The sequence below is a fragment of the Aquirufa sp. genome (assembly GCF_044342065.1).
Lineage (GTDB): Bacteria > Bacteroidota > Bacteroidia > Cytophagales > Spirosomataceae > Aquirufa.
In genome coordinates this window covers 155239-177124 of record NZ_JBIIQN010000002.1, presented here as the reverse complement: position 1 = coordinate 177124, position 21886 = coordinate 155239, and the positions used below count along the sequence as shown (strand labels likewise).

Genomic DNA, 21886 nt, shown 5'->3' with positions numbered 1-21886 from the left:
TTTTTAAGACGCGATACTTCGCGTCTATTTTTTATTAAGACGCGAGGTATCGCGTCTCTACAAGTCTAGCATATCGCGTCTCTACAGTAATGTTTTTATTTTCTCCTCAAAAACCTTTTGCGCCAGTTTCGACTGCTGAATGAAATCATTATCATGTAAATCCCCTATTACCACTTCGAGCTCCTCGGCATTACCGAACATGGCTAAGCGGAAAGGGTCTTGATAATCTTTGGCTCGGGATTTTTCGATTCCCTCGGTGAGGAAGCGGGATGTTTCTACAGCTTTTTCAAGCCAATAGGGGATATTTTCGATGGCTTTTGGATTAACTTTCAATAATCCATTAAGTGCATTTTCAAATTTTTGTTCGGGGTAACGAGCGGCCTGATTCTCATAAAAATGATGCACAGCCTCCCAAGTTTTGATATCACCTGATTTTATGTCTTTTTTTAATTGTGCTACGGCTCCCGACGGGATTAGTTGGCCCCCTAAATTATCCCAGGTTTGAATGGCCGTCGCGTTCTTGAGGGTTTTGTTCAATATGTCCAGCGGACTTTGTTGGGGATTTCGTGAACAAGTGGCAACCCATTCTTTGGCTGCATGGTATTGTAATAAATCACCAAAAATCTGGTAAGCCCGGTGGATTTTGGCTACGCGAGTTTTACGTTTCGAGTTTTCAATACCGGTCGCCCAAACCGCTAAATTTTCATGCGCATTTGCTGGGTTTTCGAGCCAAGCCTGGCCTGCTGTTGCATCTTTTTCAAGGGCATCTCCGACCCATTGGCAGAATAAATCCCGCGCATTTAGCATTTCGCTGACCGTGTCTGGTGCCAAATAGTCAAATTCCAAAAGCATATTTTTCTCCACCCGCTGGTCGCGCGCGGCAAATTTCCAGGCATTTCGAGCGATGGCATACATATTGTATTGAAACCAATACCCAGCAATGATCAACAAACCTCCGGTGCTATCATCATTACCCAATAAGGAGAAGGGAATCGGATTGTGAATTTCACCTGGGTAATTGCCTTTTGAAATTAAGTTGAATGCCGCGAACTTTGAATTATGCTTTAACGCCACGGATAAACCTGGCCAAAATCCTCTGCCAGCTTGCAACTCACCATCCGCTCCCCGGGAATTGTGGTTTGAACCCAATGTTGCTCCGGCGGCCATGTTACTTTGGCCATGGATGATTGCTGCACATAAAAAGGAATTGTTATGGTGCTGTTCGTGTGCCGGGAAAATGAGAGCATTTAATACTTCACAACATGAAATAGTCGAATTGCTTCCTAAAAAAGAGTTGATCAATCGCGCGCCATATTTCAATTGACTATGCGCTGCCAATATAAAACGCACCGCTTTAACTCCGTAAAAGATCCGACAACCTTCATGGATAATTCCATTGACGATTTCGCAACCTTCCCCAATTTGCGTGGAGGCGTGCGGATATGAAATGATGGTCAGATTTTTCAGTTTGTTCGCCCCCTTGATGTAGGTGTCCGAACCCATATTGACGTCCTTGATGATCCCCGTATTTTTGATGACGGTTCGATCCCCGATTTGACCATAGTAGCCTCGGTGTGTTGAAAATTCTTGTTGGGTAAGGTTAAAATAGCCTTGCTGAAGCTCCTTATCATCCCGATCTTGTGTCCACAAAAATGCATCTGCTGGACGCATGCCTATGAATGGGATGACTTTCCGACCGCCATTTTCGTTGCCTAATTCAAGCCAAATACGAATACGTTCCTCTTCGCCATCTTTCACAATGCCATTGCCAAATTTGGCAGTTGGGGTAGTTGCCAACTCATTTACTTGCAGAATCATGACTTCATTTCCGATTTGGAAATGGGACAATAGATTGATCCGGTCGATTGCCACATTGTCTCCAAAATCACTGGATATAATGGTGGAATTGTAAATCCCGACGGGCATGCGTAGATTTTTGAATTCGAGGTAGCAAGATTCCAAAACGCCGATACGAATCAGACCGAAAAAGCGGCAATTTTTTACGAGATAGGGGTTGAAGCCATCTTTCACCCAGATGTCTTTCCAGTTTTCGGCTTCATTTAAATTTGCCTCCAGAATATTGATTTCACGACCAGAAAGACTTCGATACTCAGTAGGTTGAATATTTTTATTGCGGTATAGGTATTCATCGGAACCGGCTTGCAGGTATTCAGGTGTAACAAAATGATAACCTAAATCTGCTAGTGGTTTTTTATCTATTCGGTTCATTTTTCATAAAATTCAATGGGCAGGTCATCTGGATCTGCTATAAAAGTAAACCGTTTTCCCGTAAATTCATCGATTCTGATGGGTTCAGATGTAATATTTTGCTGATTTAATTTGTGGATCATGGCGTCTAAATCGTCAACGCCAAAAGCGATATGTCGTAATCCCGCTGCTTCTGGTCTGGAAGTTCTTGCAGGTGGGTTGGGGAAGGAGAAGAGTTCGATTTGATATAAGCCATTAATTTCCAGGTCTAGTTTATAGGAGTCTCGCTCTTTTCGATACACCTCACGAATGACTTTAAAACCTAATTTTTCAGTGTAGAAGTGTTTGGATACTTCGTAGTTTGAGCAGATAATTGCGATGTGGTGAATTCCTGTGATCATATCTTTCCTTCCTTCCTTAGCTTTGCCAATCCTCCAAGGTTTGGCAAAGCTAGCTTCACGGTTGCGGATTTGCAAGCATGATAAAGTTAAAATCAAGTAGTTGGTAGGTTCAGCCACAAGGCCGATGTAACTGCCCCAGGATAAAAAATGGGGTATAACTTATTCTTTTACTGCCACTGCAATTTTCGAATCCGCGGTTCCGTAATACAAAAACCACTTTCCTTTAAAGTGAACGAGCCCTTCCACAAAGCACACTTCATTTACTTCCCCAATTCGCTCATAGTCTTTGTCGGGCCAAATAAATGCTTGATTTGTGCGATTAATTAATTTGTAGGGTTTTTGCGCATCAAAAAGTGCTTGACCAGCGGCATAGGTAAATTTTGGAAATTTTGCTTCATTGAAATTTGCCGCATTGCTGCTGTTGTAAATCAGTAATATTCCCTCAGGCCGAAGGAGTGCATAGGGCCCTGGCTCTACAAGACGAGAATCAAAATAGCCTGATCTTGGATGTAGAACGGATATTTTAACTTGGCTTTCAGCATTTTCACAAACTTCCCAACTTCGTAAGTCAGTAGATTTAGCCATGAATAAATCGGTATCACCAAAATACATCCAATAATAGCCATCGATTTTGGTGGCGATGATATGCCCGTTGACCTCTTTCCCAACGAGCGCACCAGATTTAGACCACATGTTGATGTATTTGGGACTTGCGAGCATAGGACCTAATTTTGTCCAGTTTTGTAAATCTCTTGAAATCGCGGAACAGAGTCGCGCAGTTTTGCCGTCGTAGGAGGTATAGGTTAGTAAAAATTGGCCATCTTCCGATTCTATCACGCGAGGATCTTCGATTCCACCTTTCCATTCGAATTGTTTAAAATTATCCTCAGCAGGGGCTAAAATAGGTGCAGGTTGCTTGGTGAAGTGAATTCCATCGTCCGATGTTGCCATCCCAATCCTAGACGTACCCAATGAATCTTGTGCCCTGTACAGCAGGTGTATTTTTCCTTGATAAATTAGGGCAGTTGGGTTCAATACGTTTTTATTTTCCCAGCCGATTGATTTTTTCTGAATGGGACAATAGAATTTTGCATCTACATCCGGTTTCATAATGGGATTTTCTGCATCAACCTTTTTGAAACCGCTTAATTCCCATGAAGTCTGGTAGGCCGCATCGATAGATGAATGCATGTTGGCCATTTTCCATTCACCTTGTTTTTTGACAAAATAGGCGGTTTCCAACCAGTTTACTTGTCGGTCCCGACCAGCTGCATGAATAAGTGCTTTGTTTTTGTAGAGGACAAAGGCACTGTTTTTATCCTCTTGGGAAGTTAATATTTCCAATTGGTTTATGCGGGAGAAATCGGCAGGTTTAGTTTTTGAAATGCGTTTGACAAGCGTATCAAGGTTCCAAATCTCCCCATTTTCTACCAAGGTGAAATCGGCAGTAATTTCTTGTTGCATGCCTGCCCGGTTACCTAACGAAAGTGCATCAAAAAATCGCTGAATGGATTGAGCAGGTCGCTGGGCCATACCCAGCATTGGAATCAAGAGGAGAAAAAGAAGCGCATTTTTCATATAGTGATGTTTCTTAGCTTTGGCAATCCTTAGAGGTTTGCCAAAGCTAGCGCGGGGGGGACGGATTTGCAAGTGTTTTCGGGAGTGACACGAAAATTATCAAGTTCGCTATATAGACGCGATACCTCATGTCCCTCCACAAATACCGACGCGAAATATCGCGTCTCTACTTTTTCGCTACCAACTCATACGAATGCCGAATCATTTCCTCGCATTGAGCCCGACTCAGCCCTTCGCCCATAATCACCGTATTCCAGTGTTTTTTATTCATGTGAAAGCCAGGCAAGACAGCATGAGGGTATTCCTCCCGGAGCTGGATTGCTCTTTCTGGATTGCATTTGACATTAAATCGAACAGGAGTCTCCTCGATGCCTACAAGCAAAAATATTTTGCCTTTGACTTTGTACACAATGTGATCTGGGCCAAAAGGCTGCGTCTCTTCGACTAAGGGTAGCGCCATGCAGAAGTCGCAAATTTCGTCTAAGTACATAGGGTAATTTGGTAATATTCTGTAAGTTAGCAATGAAAACCTCAAACCTATGAACAGACGAAATTTTATCTCCGCGGCAGCATTGACTTCTGCTGCCCCTGCCATTCAATGGTCCCCTGCTGCTAATCCAGCTCCCGCTAAAATCAAATTAAGTGTTTCTTCTTATTCTTATTGGCATTTCAAAGGCGATAAATTTCCCATTGAAAAGGTCATTGACGAGGCAGCTAAATTGGGTTTAGATGGGATAGACGTTCTTCATCGCCAAATGGAAAGCGAAGACAATGCGTATCTGCAAAAATTGAAAAAACATGCCTTTTTGAACGGCATCGCCATGACCTGTTTGTCCATTCACCAAGGCTTCGTTACGCCCGATAAAGCGGAATTGAAAAAACACGTCGACCATACCAATCATTGCATTGAACTTGCTTACAAAATGGGAATACCTTGTTTGCGACTAAACACAGGGCGCTGGAATACCATCAAGAGTTTCGATGACTTAATGGCCAACCGTGGTATTGAACCTATTTTACCGGGGTACACGGAAGACGATGGATATAAGTGGTGTGTGGATGGGATTCAGCAATGCTTACAGAAAGCGGAGGAATGCGGCGTATTACTTGCCCTTGAAAATCACTGGGGTCTTGGTTCCACGCCAGAAGGCATGCTGCGCATCCACGATACAGTGAATTCTCCTTGGTTAGGATTGCTTATGGACACCGGAAATTTTCTTGAAAATCCGTATGAAAAGTTGGAGAAAATCGTTTCCAAAACCAGCTTCGTACAAGCCAAAACCTATTATGGCGGAGGCGAATGGTATAGCTTGGACTTGGACTATGCGCGCATCATAAAAATGCTAAAACAGGCCAACTACCATGGCTACATTTCCATTGAGTTTGAGGGAAAAGAGCCTGGGCCAGTGGGTGTGAAAAAGAGTGTGGATTTATTGAGGAAGTATTTGTAAGACAGAGCAAACTTTGGCAATCCTTAAAAAGATTGCCAAAGTAATAGCTATTTCAATTTGGACGCAATCCAACGCATTACTTTAGGTAATTTGATGTGATTATTGATGGTATATAACTGATCACGGGTACGTAAAAAATTAGTTTTTTGCCCATTCCAAACATTATCAACGGGTTCACCGGTAGAAATATCAACCAAAAAACGTCTGATAAACAATTCATTTGTTACCATATTGGAAAGCATGGGTGTATAGTAGACACAATCTTTAAAATAGTAATGGGTTACCTGAGAAAGTCGCGTAGAATGCAGATCGTTTACAGCACTTCCTCCATGAATAATATTGGAAGACCAAATTAAAGCATCGCCCTTTTTTGCCAAGAAATGCTGTTTCTCATATGGAGACGCATCCATAAGGCTTTCCATAAAGTTTTCATATGCAGGATAATCGTCATATGAATTATCCTCAATACTATTTTTAAAATGACTGAAATTATACTCCGGCGTTCGGTGTGAACCTGGGTAATAAAACAAAGGACCGTTGTCCGGCGTAATGTCTTCAAGTGCAACCCATACCCCACACATATAACGAGCTGGAAGAGAACTGAAATGTAAGGTATCCGAATGTGCTCTTTGTTGCGTGCCCACTTTGAAATTGAGGGTTTGAAAGGGGATAGCCTTCCTTCCGTAAAGCATTTCTAAAGTTTTGATAATTTCAGGGTGCGCTGCCATATTTTTGGCTGCTGATGAATATTGCCAAAGATCTTGAATCCGTATATCATTGCGAAATGTTTCAATGGGATAATCAGGATTGAAGCCTTTGGTTTGCATTTCTTCAATAACCTGATCGATAAGCTCCGCACTAAAGACATTCTTAAGAATTACATACCCGTTGTTGTGGTAATCCGTCGCCAACTTGGCTTCTGCTGGATTTAGCTTTTTTGTAGGGAGGATTTGTTCAAAGAAAGGACTCTCCACCCAAGGAAGATTCATTGCTTGCATCGTACTTAATTAGTTGAAAAATCGATGCCAAAATAAAAAAGCCCTTGCAATATGCCAAATTTAATTCACCTTGTAATGGGAAAAATAGATTTCAATCGTTCCTGTTTTCGTCATTTTTGAAGTGTCTTCTTTTCGGCTAGTCCGATTAATATCAGTGGCAACCCCTTTCGGGATTTTGAATTTTTTCACATCCATGGTGAAAGTCATTTTAGAAGGTAAGCCCCATTTTTTTTCTTCAGCATATTGGAAATTACTGGTGATACTTCCGTTGCTTCGACTCGTAATCAACGATTTCAACACCAGCAATTCTTTCGTATTTACCCAAATTTTAGCCAGAATTAAATCACTTTCATTCTCGATTGGCAATAGCGTTAAAATCGTAGCATTCACCCCGTCCACCACTTCCTGGCCGGAAGCAATGACCGTGAATTGATTTGGCTTTGCGAATAATTGAGGTAATTCAGAAAAGCCATTTTTAGGGAGTATGGAGATGCCCGCCGACTTGATTTTATAGCTATTCGGGTATTGAAAGTTTATCGACGCACGAACAGGTAAGATGCGAATCATGGGTATGTTTGGCTTAATTTGAGCCGAAACATCATACTGTTGTACCTTCTTGAATTTTTGTACCAACTGCCCAAACAGCGCATCAGCTTGTTGGGCCCCTGCCATGAACGGCAATAATAAGATTAATATGAATTTCATTATACGGTTATATCTTTTCGGTGGAAGGTAACGAGTGCTATGCCCATAAAGGCAACGTTGTGCACGATTAAAATATAAATGGATTGTTTAATTTGATCCCATGGCAAGGGGTCTTCAAAAAATGAGCGCCAAGCGGCCATGTGTGTGGTAAACAAATAGGGGCGTATAGGATCAAAAACGGGTACGTCTAAAGTGCCAATAATCGTAAATAACAAGATAATCGCCATGGTGGAAACTATGGGGCCGATCGAGTTATCCGAGAAGCAAGAAAGACAAATCGATAAAGAACTGATTGTCAGCAAAGCTAAAAATGCTACACAAAAACCACCCATGTACCGCCATGCAACGTCATGTTCTTGGATAATGATTAAGCCATCGGAGTTTAGCACCATTAAGTCGCCGGGGCCAAATAAAAATCGGCCTACGACCACTGCCAAAACCCCCAACCAAATTACAATCAATAAGGTATAGATTCCTCCCGCGAGAAATTTGGAAAGCAATAATTGGCTTCTGCTGATGGGTCTACTAACAAGCATACGCAAAGTTCCCATGGCGGCTTCCCCTGATATAAGATCGCCGGTAACCAATGCGACTAAGAGAGGAATGTGCACGATCAACATCTGCAATATGATGAATGCAACCAGATTTCCATTGAGCACTTCACCTTCAAAGCGTAAGGTTTGTTCAAAAGATGCAGTGACAAAGGATATCATGGACATGCCATCAACTTTTAAGGCAAACAAGATAATGCCCACCAGGCCTGTGATGGCCGCAAGTCCTAAATAGCTCCGGGGTTTCAAAGCTATTTTGATTAATTCATTGTAGGTGCTGTATATAAAAATCATGATGCCAACAGGTTAATGAAGTAATCTTCAAGTTTACGTTTCGCTTCGATGGCAAAAATGGGGATGCCGGCCTCCACGAGTTGGGTATTTAGCCCGGGAATCATATCTTTCAACAAACTTATTTCGACAACTTGTTCATTGATTTGAACAGGTTGGTATAGAACAGTCAAAAGCCCTAACAAACCTTGCATCGATTCGGCTGCGGTTTGAATGCGGATGATTTGTTCTTCTTCGTTGAGGAGCGAAGCTACATCGCCTTCCACAATACTTTTTCCTTGGTGGATGATGACCATGCGATTGCAGATTAATTCTACCTCGCTCAGGTTGTGGGATGACAGAATGATGGTTTTTTTCTGTTCATTTTTCAACCGCAAAATCAGGTTGCGCATATCGATAATCCCTTGGGGATCTAATCCGGTTGTGGGTTCATCGAGGACAATGAGATCGGGCTGGTGCAGTAGGGTTTGGGCGATTCCTAATCGTTGGCGCATGCCATGGGAGAATCCACCTACAAGGTCTTTTTCACGTCCGGTAAGCCCCACAAACTCGAGCATATCCATGATTTCTTTCGAACTAGACGGTCTACCAGAAATGCGTGAAAACAATTGTAGATTTTTAAAGGCAGACAGGTATTTGTAGAAATCGGGTTTTTCGATCAGGCTTCCTACGCGAGCTAGAATTTCACTTCGGTGGCTTTTTATGGATTTACCAAACAATTCGATGGACCCGTGGTCAGGTTGAATCAGGGAGAGCATGCAGCGCATGGTTGTGCTTTTCCCTGCGCCATTGGGTCCCAAAAAACCATATACATCACCTGGATTAACGGTGATGTTGACATCTTGAACGGCATGAAAACTTCCAAAACTTTTAGAAAGGTGCTTGATGCTAACAATTGGATTTGACATAGATAAGTAACGGGGTTACGTTCATATTGTTTTGTTTTGCGGGGTAAAAGTCGTGTTGATTTTCCAATATTTTTCTTGCGGTAGACGATGGCGGTAGATATTTATACTAGATGTAGCGCGTTTTCGATTCACAGGCTGATGCAAACACATTAGTTCATTTTCATGGCTTCCAGGTAAATGGAAATGGGTAAAATCGAATAAGCCTAAGATAAATGGGTTGTTAAAATACTTGTCAATAATACAATAATTAATAAATTTGTTACTCAATATTGTATCAGTCTGTCCGGGGTTCATGTGACTCAGGTAGGCGAAGCCGTTTCAAGGGCGTTCATTGTGGTATTAGATTCTTTATTTTCAGGGAAGATTCGGGTAGCTTTGCTAACCAAATTGTTATTAAATCCAGTGAGTAAAGTTTACTTACGCGGATTGGAGCGCGATTTGGGGGTGAGTAGCAATACGGTGCGCTTGGAGTTAAATAAGTTGCAGGAGATGCATCTGATTCAGGTACAATCGGAGGAAGAAAATACCAAGGTGAAACATTACATGGTGAATCAAGACCATCCGATGTTTCAAACCTTGCGGGGGATTATCCTGCAATTTGTGGGATTGGATCAAATTGTGGATCAGATTATCAAGAAGTTGGGAAATGTGGACCAGGTATATTTAACCGGGGAGTTGGCCGAGGGCCGGAATTCACCTTTTGTGGATTTGGTGTTGGTGGGCAATATCGACCGCCCGTATTTATATCAGTTGATCGAGAAGGTGGAGCCGTTAATTCAGAAGAAGGTGCGGGTGGGAGTTTTTGGTCAGGGGGAGTTTCGTGAGGGGATGATTGAGGGGGGAGGGAAATGGATGAAAATGTTGGAATAAATATTATGAAAAAATTGCCGATTTCAGCTATTGTTGTTGGTTTTAATGAAGGAGATTTATTGTCTTCATGTTTTCAAGGAATTAGTTTTTGTGATCAAATTTTATATTTTGATTTGGGGTCGACAGATAACTCTATTGAAATTGCAAGTGTTTATAATGTTGAAATTATTCATCATGTAAAGGTGCCCGGATGTGAATGGATCCATGCCGAATATGCAAACAAAACAAAAAATGAATGGGTATTAATTACAGATCCTGATGAAGTCATTGATCCATTACTCGCGGAGGAAATAAACGAATTATTTCAAAATGGCATCTCTAGCGAAATAGGCTCAATTTTGGCGCCAATAACTTATTATTTTAAAAATCACAGACTTCTAGGTACTCCTTGGGGTGGGAATAAATCAAAGGTATTGGTTGTAAATAATAAAAGATTTGACTTTTTACCTAATGTACATTTGGGACGAATATTGAAAGACGGTTTTAAGAGTATTTCTGTTAAACACTGTGATTCAGTTGAAATACATCATTATTGGATGCGTGATTTTTCATCACTTTTCGAAAAGCACCTTAGATATTTAGTCAATGAGGGGAAATCAAGATATGTTTCTGGATTTAGGACTAATATTGTCCTTGTTGTTATAGAACCTTTTAAGCAATTCATGTACAGTTTTTTTTATAAAAAAGGTTATAAAGATGGACTTCTAGGATTTAGTCTTTCTATCTTTTGGGCTTGGTATCAAACTAGGGCACTTTTCGAATTACTGTTAGTACAATCAAATAAGCAAAAATGATTACTAAATAATATTAAAATTTGAGTATCAAAATTAAGTTATCTCGGTTACGTCGTCAATCAAATTGCCTTATCTCTTAGTTGAAATACTTATTAATTAAATATAGTTTTTCACAATTTTAATAATTATGATGATGGAATTCCATTCGCAATATGGTGAGGACGAAATTTTAAATAAAATTTTTGGCAAAAAAATAGGCTTTTGCATTGAAGTTGGAGGTTTTGATGGGGTGAAGCATAGTAATACTTATTTTTTTGAAAAATTAGGTTGGCAGTGTATTATAATTGAGCCAATCCCTTATTGTTTTGATAAAATTTTAAAAAACAGGAAGTGTCAATCATTTAATTTGGCTATAAGCGATTTTACAGGAGTTTCTGAATTTTATGTTGCTAAATCTGTTGAAGAAATTTCTTCATTTTCTCCTGACATTGCTAGATTTCAAGCAGAATCTACGAGTGAATTTGAGAAGATTATGGTTCAAACGACAACATTGAATTCTATTTTAGAAAAAATGGATTCCAACCCAATTGATTTTATTACAATAGATGTTGAGGGCCATGAAATGAATGTATTACATGGTTTTGATATTGAAAAGTACAATCCGAAAATTGTCATTATTGAAGATAATTCGAACGGTAAAGAATTTGCCGTTAAGAATTATTTAAGAAAATATGGCTATACATTATTTAAAAGAACCGGATGCAATGATTGGTACACCAATGATGCCAAGTTGTACAATTTTAAGGAGTTGTTTTTTATCAAATTAATATTTTTAAAATACAAATTGTATCATTCGACACCGTTATTTTTACTTAGAATATATCGACACCTAAAGTCATTTACCTAATTGGTTTCTAGTTGAGAAAAATATGGGGATTATATGAGTAAATTTTATTTCTGCTCGTTTGCTGACAGCAGGTTGCATAGGAGCCTATCTAGAATAGAATATCAAGCCCGACATTTTAATGTTTATCATTCCATTCACGTTTGTAATGAAAGTGTTTTGAACGATGAATTTAAGAAAAAATATGCCCAATATCTAAAACCTGGAATTCGAGGATTTGGATTTTGGTGTTGGAAACCTCAAATAATATTACAGATTCTTCAAGATATGGAGGAGGGTGATGTGCTTCAGTACACTGACTCAGGGTGTCATTTAAATCCCAGAGGAAAAAAAAGATTACTAGAGTATTTTGAAATAGTTTCTAAATCGAAATCTGGGATACTTGCATTTCGATCTAAATCTGAGGAAGAAATAGATTCGGGAGATCTTAATCCTAAAATTTTAGAATATCAGTATAATAAAGGGGATCTTTTGGAATACTTTAAATGCCTTAATGATAAAAGCATAACGCATACCCCACAGTTTCAAGGTGGTATCATTTTTATCCGCAAAGAAAAATCAACGGTTGAATTTGTGAAAAAATGGATAAGCGTATTTGAACAAAATTTTAATTTACTAAATGATTCTCCATCTATAATTCCAAATATTTCTGGATTTATCGAGCATAGACACGACCAAAGTATTTATTCTTTATTATGTAAGGAAAAGCATGTCGACTACCTATTTACAAATGAATATTTTACGGTAAATAAGTGGGAAAATTTAGATGAAAAGCCTATTTGGGTGAAATGGGATAAGGATTTTGGTGTAATCGATAGGGTTAAAAATTTTATTAGGCGTAAGGTTTTGCGGATTACCAAGTAATGATAAAATTTTCAATCATTACCGTTTGCTTGAATTCATCTAAAACAATTGTGCGTTGTTTAGAGAGTGTTGCTAATCAAACATTTCGGAATTTTGAGCATATCATTATTGATGGTAAATCAACAGATAGCACACTCGCTATTTTGGAAGATTATCATGTTGATATATTAGTTTCTGAAAAAGATGATGGGATATATTATGCCATGAATAAAGGCTTAAAGTTAGCTAAAGGTGAATTTGTTATTTTTCTTAATTCTGACGATTTGCTCTATGAAAGCTATTTAGAAGAAGTTGATAAAGTCTGTGATAAATTTGACTTTGTTAATGTTGGCGTGAATTTAATCTATCCAACTAAGCAGATAAAATGGTTAACTGATTCCAAAATTCTTCAACAAAAAGTGATTTGGACTATGCCATTTCCACATCCTGGGTTAGCAGTAAGAAGGAAAATAATGGGAGATATTGGTGGATTTAATACAGAATTTAGATTAGCAGCCGATTATAATTTCATGTTAAAAATGTTAAGCTTTACTCGAAATGGATTTATTTCTAATCAAATTTTAGTTGACTTTTTTGCAGGTGGGCAAAGTCATAATCTTGCAATAATTAAAGAGAATTACTTAGTGCGAAAGTTGAATTTTGGATTTTCAATTTTATTGTTTGTTTACTTTGTTAGAGATTTCATTCGATATTTTAGAGGATTTTTTTTGGGATGAAGGATGTTTCAGTAATCATACCATATTTTAATTCAAAAGAAACGATTTTAATCTCGCTAGAATCGGTCAATAATCAGACAATCAAACCCTTCGAAGTTATAGTAGTTGATGATCATAGTGATGTTGAACATTCAGCTAAATTTTTAGAAGAATGTCAATTCGACTTTAAGTTAATTGTTCACCTTCATGAATTCAATCAAGGTGCTGCCACGGCCAGAAATACAGGTATTTCAATTTCGAGTGGCTATTATGTCGCTTTTCTAGATGCTGATGATGCTTGGGTTGAAAATAAACTTGAGCTACAATTGAATACAATGATGAACCATAATCTTGACTACTTGTATTCAAATTATTCGGAATTTTATCCAAGTATAAATGTTTCAGTTCCGAAACTTTCTAAGGTGAGAATTGGAGATGTGTTTCTTAAAAATCTGTCCCCAGTAACGTTAATAGCGAAACGATCTGAAATGCTTTTTTTTGATCCTCGATTAAGGAGGTGCGATGATTATAAATTATCTATTGAGGCACTTTTGAAGGAAAAAAAAATTGGACTTTTGCATTTTAATTCTTCTTATGGATTTAAAAAAGCGATTGGAGAGTCTGGGTTAACTGGTTCAATTCTCAAAATGTCAGCCTCGTTTATATATGCCAACATTTTGCTTCAAATAAAATATCCAAAATTCTTTTTTTGGGGATGTGGATTTATTCTTTTTGAACTACTAAAATTCCCGGTTAGGTTTTTAAGAACACGTGTGCTAAAATGAAAATAGGTAATCTTGTTTGGGAGCGGTTAATTAAAATCCTGTATTCAATTGCAGCCCTTTTTATTGGTGCTAGATTTCTTTCAAAAAATGATTTTTTGTTATTACAACAAATAGTACTGTTTCAATCAGTTTTAGCATTTGTAATTAATTTGCCATACTCCTCTATTATTTTGCGGCTTGCACAGGATAAGTTATCGTTCATAAATAAAATTTATGGTTTTACTGTGTTTTTAAGAATATTATTGGCAATAGTTTCAATTTGCTTATTTGGATTTTATTTACATGTTAGTTTGTTTCAAACAGAGGAAGTATTTCTAATACTGTTTGGACTATTGCCTTCCTTAATTTTGTATATTTTTCTCACCGATATTATTCCTCATATATTTGATTTTGAAGGGAAGAAAAATTGGCGTTTGGTTTACATGGCCTTATTCTTTTTAGTTGTTAAAATTGGTATTTTCTTTGTTTTCAATTCAATATTAGTGAAAACGATTATTGAAACTTTTGAGGCGCTTGTTGTTTTGGTATGGTGTTATAAGACTTACTTATTAAATGTAAAAAAATGGAATTTCAGTTGCGCCATAATTCGTGAAGTAAAAAAGTTGAGTTTATTGTCTTCAGGATTGTATTTTAATGGAATTTTTTCTGTTTTTATCGTACGTGTAGACCAGTTGATGCTTACTAGTCATATCGATAAAAATAATTTAAGTAATTACATGTTGGTTGGCTCAATCATTGGCCTTTTTATGATTCCGCTGAATGTTTTTGGGGAGAGAGTCAGTTTTCTATTGAATAATTCAAAATCAAAATCCTTTACTAGGTTTCAGGCAGATTCGAAGAAAAACATAGCATTATTTATATTGATGGGGTTGATTCTTTACCTCTTATTTATTCTTCTTTTTGAAAAAATCTCGTCAATCGTTTTTAATAGAGATTTAAGTTATCTGTTTATGCCTGGTTGTATTCTTGGCTTAAGTATCATTGTAAATGCCTTGGGAATGATATTAGGACAAATCAATGCTATCATGAATGGGGGTTTTTTTACATTAATGAGAACATGCTTAGGAAGTCTTACAATGATCATTCTCATTACTGTGGGATATAAGCTGCAAGGAGTTTTAGGCTTATCTATAGCATCCATGATATGCTTGTTTTTTACTAATAATTTGTTTTGGCTTTTTTCGTCTAAAATCAGGAAAGTCCTCCTAGCTAAATAGTGAAAATTTACCGGTCATTTTTTGGGAAATTGCGGATTATAGTCTTCTTGTTATTAGTAATATTTCAAGCTAGTATACTGTATTTGCTTTTTCGAAAATCCATAGAAACCAATGGAGATATAGTAGCTTATCTAGAAGTTATCAAGGGAAATCTAAGTGATTTAGCATTTGATTTCGAGCCAATTTCATTTCTAATGTTTAAGATAATCGGAATCTTCCCAGAGAGCTTACACTTCAGTTTACTTTATTTTGTTTCTTTAGCAGGTTTGCTTACCGCAAATTTTGTTATTTTTTCTAAAACAAGGAATTCGATTGCCTGGATTATCTTTTATGGTATTTGCGTAATGCCTTTTGCATGTGCAATTAATCTTAGAACGGGATATGGTTTTCTTTTTCTTTTGTTATTTGGATTTAGGAAGATTGCTATTTTAACAATGCCACTATTCCACGTATCTCTAGGATCATTCCTACTCGCATTGAGAATTAAGTTTAACTTATTTAGTTTACTCGCCGTTCTTCTCATTTTGACAGGGCTATTTTATTTTTTGGGCGATCTAATAATAAATAAAGTTTCAAATTATTTACTTTATTATCTCCAAGGGGAGTCTATTTTGGGGATTGTTGTTGAACTAGCCATTTTAGGCTTATTCTCTTTTTATTTTTTTAGAATTTATCAACATTCTAATCAACATGTATGGGTTAGGGTTTTAGTTATGTTATTTTTTGTGTCATTGATTTTTTCTCCAATCGCAGTTATCTCTAGTAGATTTATTACGCTTATTTATTTTGTGATTATAATGATGCGTATTAATTCGGTCAAAAAGGCTTATTCAATAAAAAGTCGTTTTTTTTTAAAAAATGTGATGTTTGCTGGCCTCTTTCTTGGTCTAATTTTGTTTAGATTTTACAGAACAGTTACTATGTTTGGGTATCTAGAATTTTCGCCTTAACTCTTGGTTTGATGGTAACAGCGAGCGTAGTACTCTTTAATAATAGCCCGAATGTTGTGGAGAAAGTTTTTTTTAGTTTTTTGCAAACTAAAGAAGTTGGAACCCTATTTGTTATTGATCATTCATTTAATGATGAATTAAGGAATCATTGTGCAATTCCTGGTGTTCATTATCTCCACAATCCATCAAACCCCGGTTATGGAGCAGGTCATAATATGGCCATTAAAAATGCGTTGGATATTGGCTCAAAATATCATATTGTCCTTAATCCTGATGTTTATTTCGATAAAGATGTTATTCCTGAAATACTTAGTTTAATGGATAGGAATACTGATATTGGCAATGTAATGCCTAAGGTGTTCTATCCTAATGGTTCAATTCAATTTCTATGTAAATTGTTACCTACTCCATATGATTGGATTGGTCGAAGATTTAATCCATTTAAAAGACTTGTTGAAACAAGAAATGAATTATTTGAATTGCGGTTTTCTAAATATGAAAAGCAAATGAATGTCCCTTATTTATCTGGATGTTTCATGTTTTTGCGGCTAGATGCATTATCTAAAGTAGGTTTGTTTGATGAAAACATATTTATGTATGGTGAGGAAACAGACTTAGGTAGAAGACTCATTCAGTCTGGATACAGAAATGTTTTTTTTCCTAACGTAAACATATACCATGAGTTTCAAAAAGGCTCACATAAATCCTGGAGATTGACCTTAATAGGAATGAAGTCAGCGATTTATTATTTCAATAAATGGGGATGGTTCTTTGATAAATCTAGAACAGAGATTAATGAAAGGTGTTTAAAGGAACTCTTGTATAATGGATAACAGAGTGAAAATCCTTTTGACAGGCTCTTCCGGATTTCTAGGTCAAGTATTGACTCAATTCCTTGCTAAAGAAAACACTGTAGAAACACTTGGAAGAAATCCCTCGAACGACATTCAGGTTGATTTAAGCAAAGCCTTTGAATTAATAGCATCCTTTGATTGCGTCATCCATGCAGCTGGTAAAGCGCATCTCGTACCACGTTCAGAAGAAGAAAAGCAGACCTTTTGGGAGGTAAATGTCATCGGTACTCGAAATTTACTAAAGGCTTTGGAAGGACATCCGCCTTTGCGATTTGTTTATATTAGCTCTGTTGCCGTGTATGGTAAACCCGCCGGGCGTTTATTGAATGAGCAGACACCTCTTTTACCTATGGACCCCTATGGTCAAAGTAAAATTCAAGCCGAGGCGGAGATTATTCAATGGTGTCATCGATATGATGTCATTTGCACGATTCTCCGTCTGCCTTTGATTTATGGTGAAAATCCGCCTGGAAACCTCAGAGCCCTGATGCAGGGCATTAAAAATGGATATTATTTTAACATTGCTGGCGGGAAAGCGCGGAAAAGTATGGTACGGGCAGCAGATATAGCTCGCTTCATTCTTCCTGCATCTGAACTAGGAGGGATATATCACCTTACCGATGGGTATCATCCTACTTTCCATGAGTTAAGCCATGCGATAGGAAAATCGATGGGAAGAAATTGGGTGCCCAATATGCCCCTTTCGTTGGCGAGAATTTTAGCAAAAATGGGCGATATCGTAGGTCCATTTTTTCCTTTGAATTCAGATAAATTACAAAAAATTACCTCCGAACTGACCTTCGATGATTCGCTCGCCCGAGCAAAATTTGGCTGGAATCCTCAGTCTGTATTGGGATCTTCTGAAAAGAAAAAGTAGGCAGCCTTCGTCTTAAATCAGCTTCCTAATACACCCTCGTGACAAATCCGTTCGCGATAAAACTCTCCCCCTGCTTCAACTTTAAAATCGAATAGGTCTCGAAGCGACCGTTTGTAAGCTCCAATCCTTGTAGCGGTTCAAAAACGGTCTCTTTGCGCTGCTCGTCGTAAACCATCAATTCAATCTTACCTACCAGCTCCTGGAAATTGGCAATCTGCTTCGTTTTCATGTAGCGCGCCAGGGACGAGAATCCGAAATCTTTGATATACAGCGGATGATCAAACGTAATCTCAATCGCTCTGTTTGTCGTTTGTACCTTAAAAACACTTAGGTGCGTCTGCTTTGTCAGTTTTTCAACCTCCGTGGATGATATTTCCCCCGTTTTCATATTGACCGAGTAAATCAAATCCCCGGATTGCATATCCGAAATCTTAGCTGATTCTGCACCCGATTCAATCGAGGTGGAACCAATAAAACAGCAGGCCGACCAGCCTATTTCAGAAATCGCAACGTCTTGCCACTTAGAACCCTTGTACACATCCACAATCTCAAACCTGAACACATGTACTTTATCGGTCGCGGCACTGTTATGCCCAGGCAATTCAAAATGCTGTTCGCCCATTTCATCGGTTAAATCTAAAAGACACAGGGGTTTATTGTTTTTGTAAACCTTAAAGCGCTTCACGCGTGAATTTTCTGCCCAATTTTTCGGGGAAGATTGATAGCCATTGTAGATTTTATTGAGTATCGGTGCCTTAACCTCGAAGGATTCTCCAATTCCATAATCAGCTTTGCCTTCTACCCATGCACTCATAGGGTCAGCATCACTTACATTAAATACGCCGTAAGATTTTTTACCCTGGCCCGCAAGGACTGATGAGGCTTTCACAGCCTTTACTTCTTGATCACAATCCCCATAAAAATAGCCCGGCCCATCCGGGTCAGCCTGCTTTTTTATTAAAGGCCAGTTGACATTTTTACCGCCACCACCTTCTGCACGGATAGAAGGTATTTGGGAAAATAGCGGTAAACTTATTGTTGCAAAAGCTACGTAAATCGAGAGGATAAAGGTCTTTTTCATGGGTAGTTAAATGGTTTTGAAAACCTAAACTACTGAATTTCATGTATTTTTTAAATGCCTCCGATAAAATTTAACGTTCTACATTATAAAAATTGAATCTGATTTAAAGCGCGTGCCAAAAGAAAAAATACTCAATAAAATACACTAAATGTTTATCCCTACGGGTTTATTCCAAGCTACCAGTTTCTCACACTTTTCCGAGCTGCTGGTTGGTCTTACATCACTCATTCCAAGTGATTTGATGATTTTTTTACGAGAAGACGAAGGCATTCTGTTCCTAACTTAAAGGTCCGCAAGGCGTAATTTCTGCGTTTTATTTTGATATACTTTTGGTAAAGGAAAGACTCGTTAATTAGGGCTTTATTCAATGACATACATGGTGACAACATCTATGGTTTTTTTATCCGTCGAATGGTAAAGGATAACTTTGCATGTGCCTTGTTTATGAAACCCATTAAAATTTCGGTAGTAATTTTTATTAACCTCACCATTATAATTTTCGTAGCTAAGGTAGGTGTAACTATGGTTTGCTAAAAACTTTATACTCGTTAATTCAATGATGTCTTTTCGGTCAACTTTTATGCACGTTGACGTGTCTATTTTTGAATAAGACAGTAAAGAGTCCAATAATATTTTGCCGTTTTTTGTTAAGGTCTTTTCGAAATTTTGTTCCGGTTTGTTCCAATAATGCAGTTCCATTTTAATGGCAGTAGCTTGAGACATCCCTGAAAAACCGGTAATTAAAAAGAATATGGTAATAATGGAGCCTTTTATCATGTCATTTTGATTTCTTATACCTTCAAAAATTATTATAATAACTCAAAAATGCCAAGTTTATTATTTCGACCTAAATAAATCGATCGCTTATCACCTGAATTTTGGTGACTACTCCACCGTAACGGATTTAGCCAAATTCCTCGGTTTGTCCACATCCAAGCCACGTAATACTCCAATGTAATAGGATAATAATTGAGTCGGTAAAACACTAAGTAGCGGGGCCAATAATTCATCCACTTCGGGTACGACCATCACATGGTCGGCCATGTCACGAATCAAGGTATCGCCTGCTGAAATCACGGCGATTACCATGCCTTTGCGGGCTTTAATTTCTTGAATATTGGAAACGATTTTCTCGTAATACGCATCTTTAGTAGCGATGAATAAAACCGGTAGGTTTTCATCTACCAAGGCTATCGGTCCGTGTTTCATCTCCGCTGCTGGATAGCCTTCTGCATGGATATAGGATATTTCTTTCAACTTCAAAGCACCTTCTAAAGCCACTGGGAAATTATACCCACGACCCAAAAACAAGAAATCGCGTGCATCTGCATACTGTTTCGCGACCTCTTTGATTTTTTCATGTGTGGCTAGCGTGGTTTTAACTTTTTCTGGTATCAAAGCCAGTTCAGCAAGTAAACGATCATATTCTGCCGTGGCTAATGTCCCTTTGGCCTTGCCTATTTTCATCGCCATCATCGCCAAAACAGTCAGTTGGGCCGTAAATGCTTTGGTACTCGCCACCCCAATCTCCGGTCCGGCATGCGTATAGGCACCTGCGTGAGAGAGACGTGCTATCGACGATCCCACCGCATTTACTACACCAAAAATAAAAGCGCCCTGTTCCTTTGCACGTTCAATCGCCACCAGCGTATCCGCCGTTTCGCCACTTTGCGAAATGGCTATAATAATGTCACCTGGTCCAATCACAGGATTGCGGTAACGGAATTCAGAAGCATATTCCACCTCCACCGGAATGCGGCAAAGGGTCTCAATCATGTATTCAGCAACGAGGCCGGCATGCCAACTTGTTCCACAAGCCACGATCACGATGCGTTTAGCCTGTGCAAAAACCGATAAATGTTGTTCTACACCCGCTAAGGTCAGCGTCATTTTCTCACTGTCCAAACGGCCACGCAAACAATCCGTTAAGGAGGCTGGTTGGTCAAAAATCTCCTTCAACATAAAATGGTCAAAACCACCCTTTTCGATTTGGGCTAATTCCATGTCCAATTGTTGGATGTAAGGAGTAATGGGCTCATTTCCCAGGTTTTTCAAGATGATTTCATCTTCGGAAATAATCGCCAACTCGTAGTCATTTACGTAAATAACCTTTTTGGTATATTCGATAATCGGGGAGGCATCAGATGCTAAAAAGTGTTCACCATCACCCACACCGATCACCAGTGGACTTCCTTTACGCGCCGCAATTAGTCGGTTCGGGAAGCCATCTTCCATGACGATAATGACATAGGCGCCTACCACGCGCTTCAATGCGATGCGCATCGCTTCTTCCAAGGAGTAGTCATTGCTCTTTTGGATTTCCTCAATGAAATTCACCAAAACCTCGGTATCCGTAGCACTTTCGAAGGTGTAGCCTTTTTGGATGAGTTCTTGTTTCAGAGATGCATAATTTTCAATGATGCCATTATGTACCAAAGTCAACCTGCCTGAATTCGATTTATGTGGGTGCGCGTTGACATCGGATGGCTCGCCATGCGTAGCCCAGCGGGTATGTCCGATGCCCACGGTAGCGGTTTTGGTAATGTCGTCTGTCCAAGCTTCTAGCTCTGCAACGCGCCCTTTTTTCTTGAAATTAGTGATTGCTTTGCCATATAAAGCTATGCCTGCGCTGTCGTAACCACGGTATTCCAAACGCTTAAGACCTTTTAAAATGATGGGGTAAGCGGCTTGCGAGCCGATGTAGGCGACGATTCCACACATAGGATTGATTGTTTTTAGGCGAATTTGAGCTACAAATATCTTGAAATATCGCTGGAAAAGCAAGATAGGACGGTAAACGCTGCCGGGGTCTTCAGACCCCGGCAGCGTTACGCAAAGAAGCACTATTTCGCCAGTTAAACTACCTAAAACCTGATTATTTTCACATTTTTAGCCCATTTTAGACGCTTTTTTGAGCTATTTAACCTAATTTTAAGTCACAGGTTGTTGGGGTCCTGACCCCGA

At 38.6% G+C, this 21886-nt stretch carries 22 protein-coding genes; 11 read left to right on the top strand and 11 right to left on the bottom strand.

All coding sequences use genetic code 11. The features are described from left to right. Positions 1–81: 81 nt before the first annotated feature. The 4 genes from ACIQZ2_RS01705 to ACIQZ2_RS01690 all read right to left on the bottom strand — a co-directional run bounded on the left by ACIQZ2_RS01705 (position 82) and on the right by ACIQZ2_RS01690 (position 4677). Positions 82–2229: a DUF4954 family protein gene (locus tag ACIQZ2_RS01705; RefSeq protein WP_395767103.1), complete on the bottom strand. Its 2148-nt coding sequence runs from the start codon at positions 2227–2229 to the stop codon at positions 82–84. Next, entirely contained in the window at positions 2226–2609 is a 384-nt protein-coding gene (locus ACIQZ2_RS01700) for a VOC family protein (RefSeq protein WP_395767112.1), read from the bottom strand. Before ACIQZ2_RS01700 ends, ACIQZ2_RS01705 begins: the two co-directional genes overlap by 4 nt. Before the next feature lie 159 nt (positions 2610–2768). Next, entirely contained in the window at positions 2769–4187 is a 1419-nt protein-coding gene (locus ACIQZ2_RS01695) for a DUF4440 domain-containing protein (RefSeq protein ID WP_395767102.1), read from the bottom strand. Between the two features lie 166 nt (positions 4188–4353). Next, on the bottom strand, positions 4354–4677 hold the full coding sequence (locus ACIQZ2_RS01690) for an MmcQ/YjbR family DNA-binding protein (protein ID WP_395767101.1): 324 nt from the start codon (positions 4675–4677) through the stop codon (positions 4354–4356). A 49-nt stretch (positions 4678–4726) separates the two neighbouring features. On the opposite strand from ACIQZ2_RS01690, the gene ACIQZ2_RS01685 reads away from it, so the two are divergent. After that, positions 4727–5638 (top strand): sugar phosphate isomerase/epimerase family protein, encoded by a 912-nt coding sequence (locus ACIQZ2_RS01685; RefSeq protein WP_395767100.1) that lies wholly within the window; start codon positions 4727–4729, stop codon positions 5636–5638. A 47-nt stretch (positions 5639–5685) separates the two neighbouring features. Here ACIQZ2_RS01685 and ACIQZ2_RS01680 read toward each other — a convergent pair whose 3' ends face one another. The 4 genes from ACIQZ2_RS01680 to ACIQZ2_RS01665 are packed head-to-tail and all read right to left on the bottom strand — an operon-like array spanning position 5686 to position 9091. Beyond that, a complete protein-coding gene (locus ACIQZ2_RS01680; protein ID WP_395767099.1) occupies positions 5686–6636 on the bottom strand; it encodes a phytanoyl-CoA dioxygenase family protein in 951 nt (316 codons plus the stop codon). A 60-nt stretch (positions 6637–6696) separates the two neighbouring features. After that, a complete protein-coding gene (locus ACIQZ2_RS01675) occupies positions 6697–7341 on the bottom strand; it encodes an outer membrane lipoprotein carrier protein LolA (RefSeq protein WP_395767098.1) in 645 nt (214 codons plus the stop codon). Next, positions 7341–8186, bottom strand: coding sequence for an ABC transporter permease (locus ACIQZ2_RS01670; RefSeq protein ID WP_395767097.1), 846 nt, complete (start codon positions 8184–8186; stop codon positions 7341–7343). Before ACIQZ2_RS01670 ends, ACIQZ2_RS01675 begins: the two co-directional genes overlap by 1 nt. Next, entirely contained in the window at positions 8183–9091 is a 909-nt protein-coding gene (locus ACIQZ2_RS01665) for an ABC transporter ATP-binding protein (RefSeq protein WP_395767096.1), read from the bottom strand. The genes ACIQZ2_RS01670 and ACIQZ2_RS01665 overlap by 4 nt, the downstream gene beginning before the upstream one ends. Before the next feature lie 402 nt (positions 9092–9493). Between ACIQZ2_RS01665 and ACIQZ2_RS01660 the strand changes: the two genes are divergently transcribed. From ACIQZ2_RS01660 to ACIQZ2_RS01615, 10 genes are all read left to right on the top strand, one after another. After that, positions 9494–9961 (top strand): ArsR family transcriptional regulator, encoded by a 468-nt coding sequence (locus ACIQZ2_RS01660; protein WP_395767095.1) that lies wholly within the window; start codon positions 9494–9496, stop codon positions 9959–9961. Next, positions 9940–10755, top strand: coding sequence for a glycosyltransferase (locus ACIQZ2_RS01655; protein ID WP_395767094.1), 816 nt, complete (start codon positions 9940–9942; stop codon positions 10753–10755). The genes ACIQZ2_RS01660 and ACIQZ2_RS01655 overlap by 22 nt, the downstream gene beginning before the upstream one ends. A 127-nt stretch (positions 10756–10882) precedes the next feature. Continuing rightward, on the top strand, positions 10883–11602 hold the full coding sequence (locus ACIQZ2_RS01650) for an FkbM family methyltransferase (protein ID WP_395767093.1): 720 nt from the start codon (positions 10883–10885) through the stop codon (positions 11600–11602). A 33-nt stretch (positions 11603–11635) separates the two neighbouring features. Next, complete coding sequence (locus ACIQZ2_RS01645) at positions 11636–12463, top strand: hypothetical protein (protein ID WP_395767092.1); 828 nt, start codon at positions 11636–11638, stop codon at positions 12461–12463. Next, entirely contained in the window at positions 12463–13179 is a 717-nt protein-coding gene (locus ACIQZ2_RS01640) for a glycosyltransferase family 2 protein (protein ID WP_395767091.1), read from the top strand. Before ACIQZ2_RS01645 ends, ACIQZ2_RS01640 begins: the two co-directional genes overlap by 1 nt. Then, a complete protein-coding gene (locus ACIQZ2_RS01635) occupies positions 13176–13943 on the top strand; it encodes a glycosyltransferase family 2 protein (RefSeq protein WP_395767090.1) in 768 nt (255 codons plus the stop codon). Before ACIQZ2_RS01640 ends, ACIQZ2_RS01635 begins: the two co-directional genes overlap by 4 nt. Next, a complete protein-coding gene (locus tag ACIQZ2_RS01630) occupies positions 13940–15160 on the top strand; it encodes a hypothetical protein (protein WP_395767089.1) in 1221 nt (406 codons plus the stop codon). Before ACIQZ2_RS01635 ends, ACIQZ2_RS01630 begins: the two co-directional genes overlap by 4 nt. Positions 15161–15207: 47 nt before the next feature. Continuing rightward, positions 15208–16110 carry a hypothetical protein gene (locus ACIQZ2_RS01625; RefSeq protein WP_395767088.1) on the top strand — a complete coding sequence of 301 codons (903 nt, stop codon included), beginning with the start codon at positions 15208–15210 and terminating at the stop codon, positions 16108–16110. An 11-nt stretch (positions 16111–16121) separates the two neighbouring features. After that, positions 16122–16943, top strand: a complete 822-nt coding sequence (locus tag ACIQZ2_RS01620) for a glycosyltransferase family 2 protein (protein ID WP_395767087.1) — start codon at positions 16122–16124, stop codon at positions 16941–16943. Positions 16944–16947: 4 nt separating this feature from the next. Further along, positions 16948–17841, top strand: coding sequence for an NAD-dependent epimerase/dehydratase family protein (locus ACIQZ2_RS01615; protein ID WP_395767086.1), 894 nt, complete (start codon positions 16948–16950; stop codon positions 17839–17841). Between the two features lie 25 nt (positions 17842–17866). Here ACIQZ2_RS01615 and ACIQZ2_RS01610 read toward each other — a convergent pair whose 3' ends face one another. From ACIQZ2_RS01610 to glmS, 3 genes are all read right to left on the bottom strand, one after another. Next, positions 17867–18922 (bottom strand): NADase-type glycan-binding domain-containing protein, encoded by a 1056-nt coding sequence (locus ACIQZ2_RS01610; RefSeq protein ID WP_395767085.1) that lies wholly within the window; start codon positions 18920–18922, stop codon positions 17867–17869. A 360-nt stretch (positions 18923–19282) separates the two neighbouring features. Continuing rightward, positions 19283–19699 carry a hypothetical protein gene (locus ACIQZ2_RS01605; protein WP_395767084.1) on the bottom strand — a complete coding sequence of 139 codons (417 nt, stop codon included), beginning with the start codon at positions 19697–19699 and terminating at the stop codon, positions 19283–19285. Between the two features lie 108 nt (positions 19700–19807). Then, positions 19808–21643 carry a glutamine--fructose-6-phosphate transaminase (isomerizing) gene (gene glmS, locus ACIQZ2_RS01600; protein ID WP_395767083.1) on the bottom strand — a complete coding sequence of 612 codons (1836 nt, stop codon included), beginning with the start codon at positions 21641–21643 and terminating at the stop codon, positions 19808–19810. Positions 21644–21886 lie beyond the last annotated feature (243 nt).

What these genes read in the sequence shown, in the direction of transcription:
- ACIQZ2_RS01620 (WP_395767087.1), top strand. Translation starts at nt 16,122, where the DNA reads ATGGTAACAGCGAGCGTAGTACTCTTTAATAATAGCCCGAATGTTGTG.
- ACIQZ2_RS01650 (WP_395767093.1), top strand. Translation starts at nt 10,883, where the DNA reads ATGATGATGGAATTCCATTCGCAATATGGTGAGGACGAAATTTTAAAT.
- ACIQZ2_RS01695 (WP_395767102.1), bottom strand. Translation starts at nt 4,187, where the DNA reads ATGAAAAATGCGCTTCTTTTTCTCCTCTTGATTCCAATGCTGGGTATG.
- ACIQZ2_RS01655 (WP_395767094.1), top strand. Translation starts at nt 9,940, where the DNA reads ATGGATGAAAATGTTGGAATAAATATTATGAAAAAATTGCCGATTTCA.
- ACIQZ2_RS01640 (WP_395767091.1), top strand. Translation starts at nt 12,463, where the DNA reads ATGATAAAATTTTCAATCATTACCGTTTGCTTGAATTCATCTAAAACA.
- ACIQZ2_RS01665 (WP_395767096.1), bottom strand. Translation starts at nt 9,091, where the DNA reads ATGTCAAATCCAATTGTTAGCATCAAGCACCTTTCTAAAAGTTTTGGA.
- ACIQZ2_RS01610 (WP_395767085.1), bottom strand. Translation starts at nt 18,922, where the DNA reads ATGAAAAAGACCTTTATCCTCTCGATTTACGTAGCTTTTGCAACAATA.
- ACIQZ2_RS01705 (WP_395767103.1), bottom strand. Translation starts at nt 2,229, where the DNA reads ATGAACCGAATAGATAAAAAACCACTAGCAGATTTAGGTTATCATTTT.
- ACIQZ2_RS01685 (WP_395767100.1), top strand. Translation starts at nt 4,727, where the DNA reads ATGAACAGACGAAATTTTATCTCCGCGGCAGCATTGACTTCTGCTGCC.
- ACIQZ2_RS01680 (WP_395767099.1), bottom strand. Translation starts at nt 6,636, where the DNA reads ATGCAAGCAATGAATCTTCCTTGGGTGGAGAGTCCTTTCTTTGAACAA.
- ACIQZ2_RS01690 (WP_395767101.1), bottom strand. Translation starts at nt 4,677, where the DNA reads ATGTACTTAGACGAAATTTGCGACTTCTGCATGGCGCTACCCTTAGTC.
- ACIQZ2_RS01630 (WP_395767089.1), top strand. Translation starts at nt 13,940, where the DNA reads ATGAAAATAGGTAATCTTGTTTGGGAGCGGTTAATTAAAATCCTGTAT.
- ACIQZ2_RS01675 (WP_395767098.1), bottom strand. Translation starts at nt 7,341, where the DNA reads ATGAAATTCATATTAATCTTATTATTGCCGTTCATGGCAGGGGCCCAA.
- glmS (WP_395767083.1), bottom strand. Translation starts at nt 21,643, where the DNA reads ATGTGTGGAATCGTCGCCTACATCGGCTCGCAAGCCGCTTACCCCATC.
- ACIQZ2_RS01635 (WP_395767090.1), top strand. Translation starts at nt 13,176, where the DNA reads ATGAAGGATGTTTCAGTAATCATACCATATTTTAATTCAAAAGAAACG.
- ACIQZ2_RS01645 (WP_395767092.1), top strand. Translation starts at nt 11,636, where the DNA reads ATGAGTAAATTTTATTTCTGCTCGTTTGCTGACAGCAGGTTGCATAGG.
- ACIQZ2_RS01670 (WP_395767097.1), bottom strand. Translation starts at nt 8,186, where the DNA reads ATGATTTTTATATACAGCACCTACAATGAATTAATCAAAATAGCTTTG.
- ACIQZ2_RS01700 (WP_395767112.1), bottom strand. Translation starts at nt 2,609, where the DNA reads ATGATCACAGGAATTCACCACATCGCAATTATCTGCTCAAACTACGAA.
- ACIQZ2_RS01605 (WP_395767084.1), bottom strand. Translation starts at nt 19,699, where the DNA reads ATGATAAAAGGCTCCATTATTACCATATTCTTTTTAATTACCGGTTTT.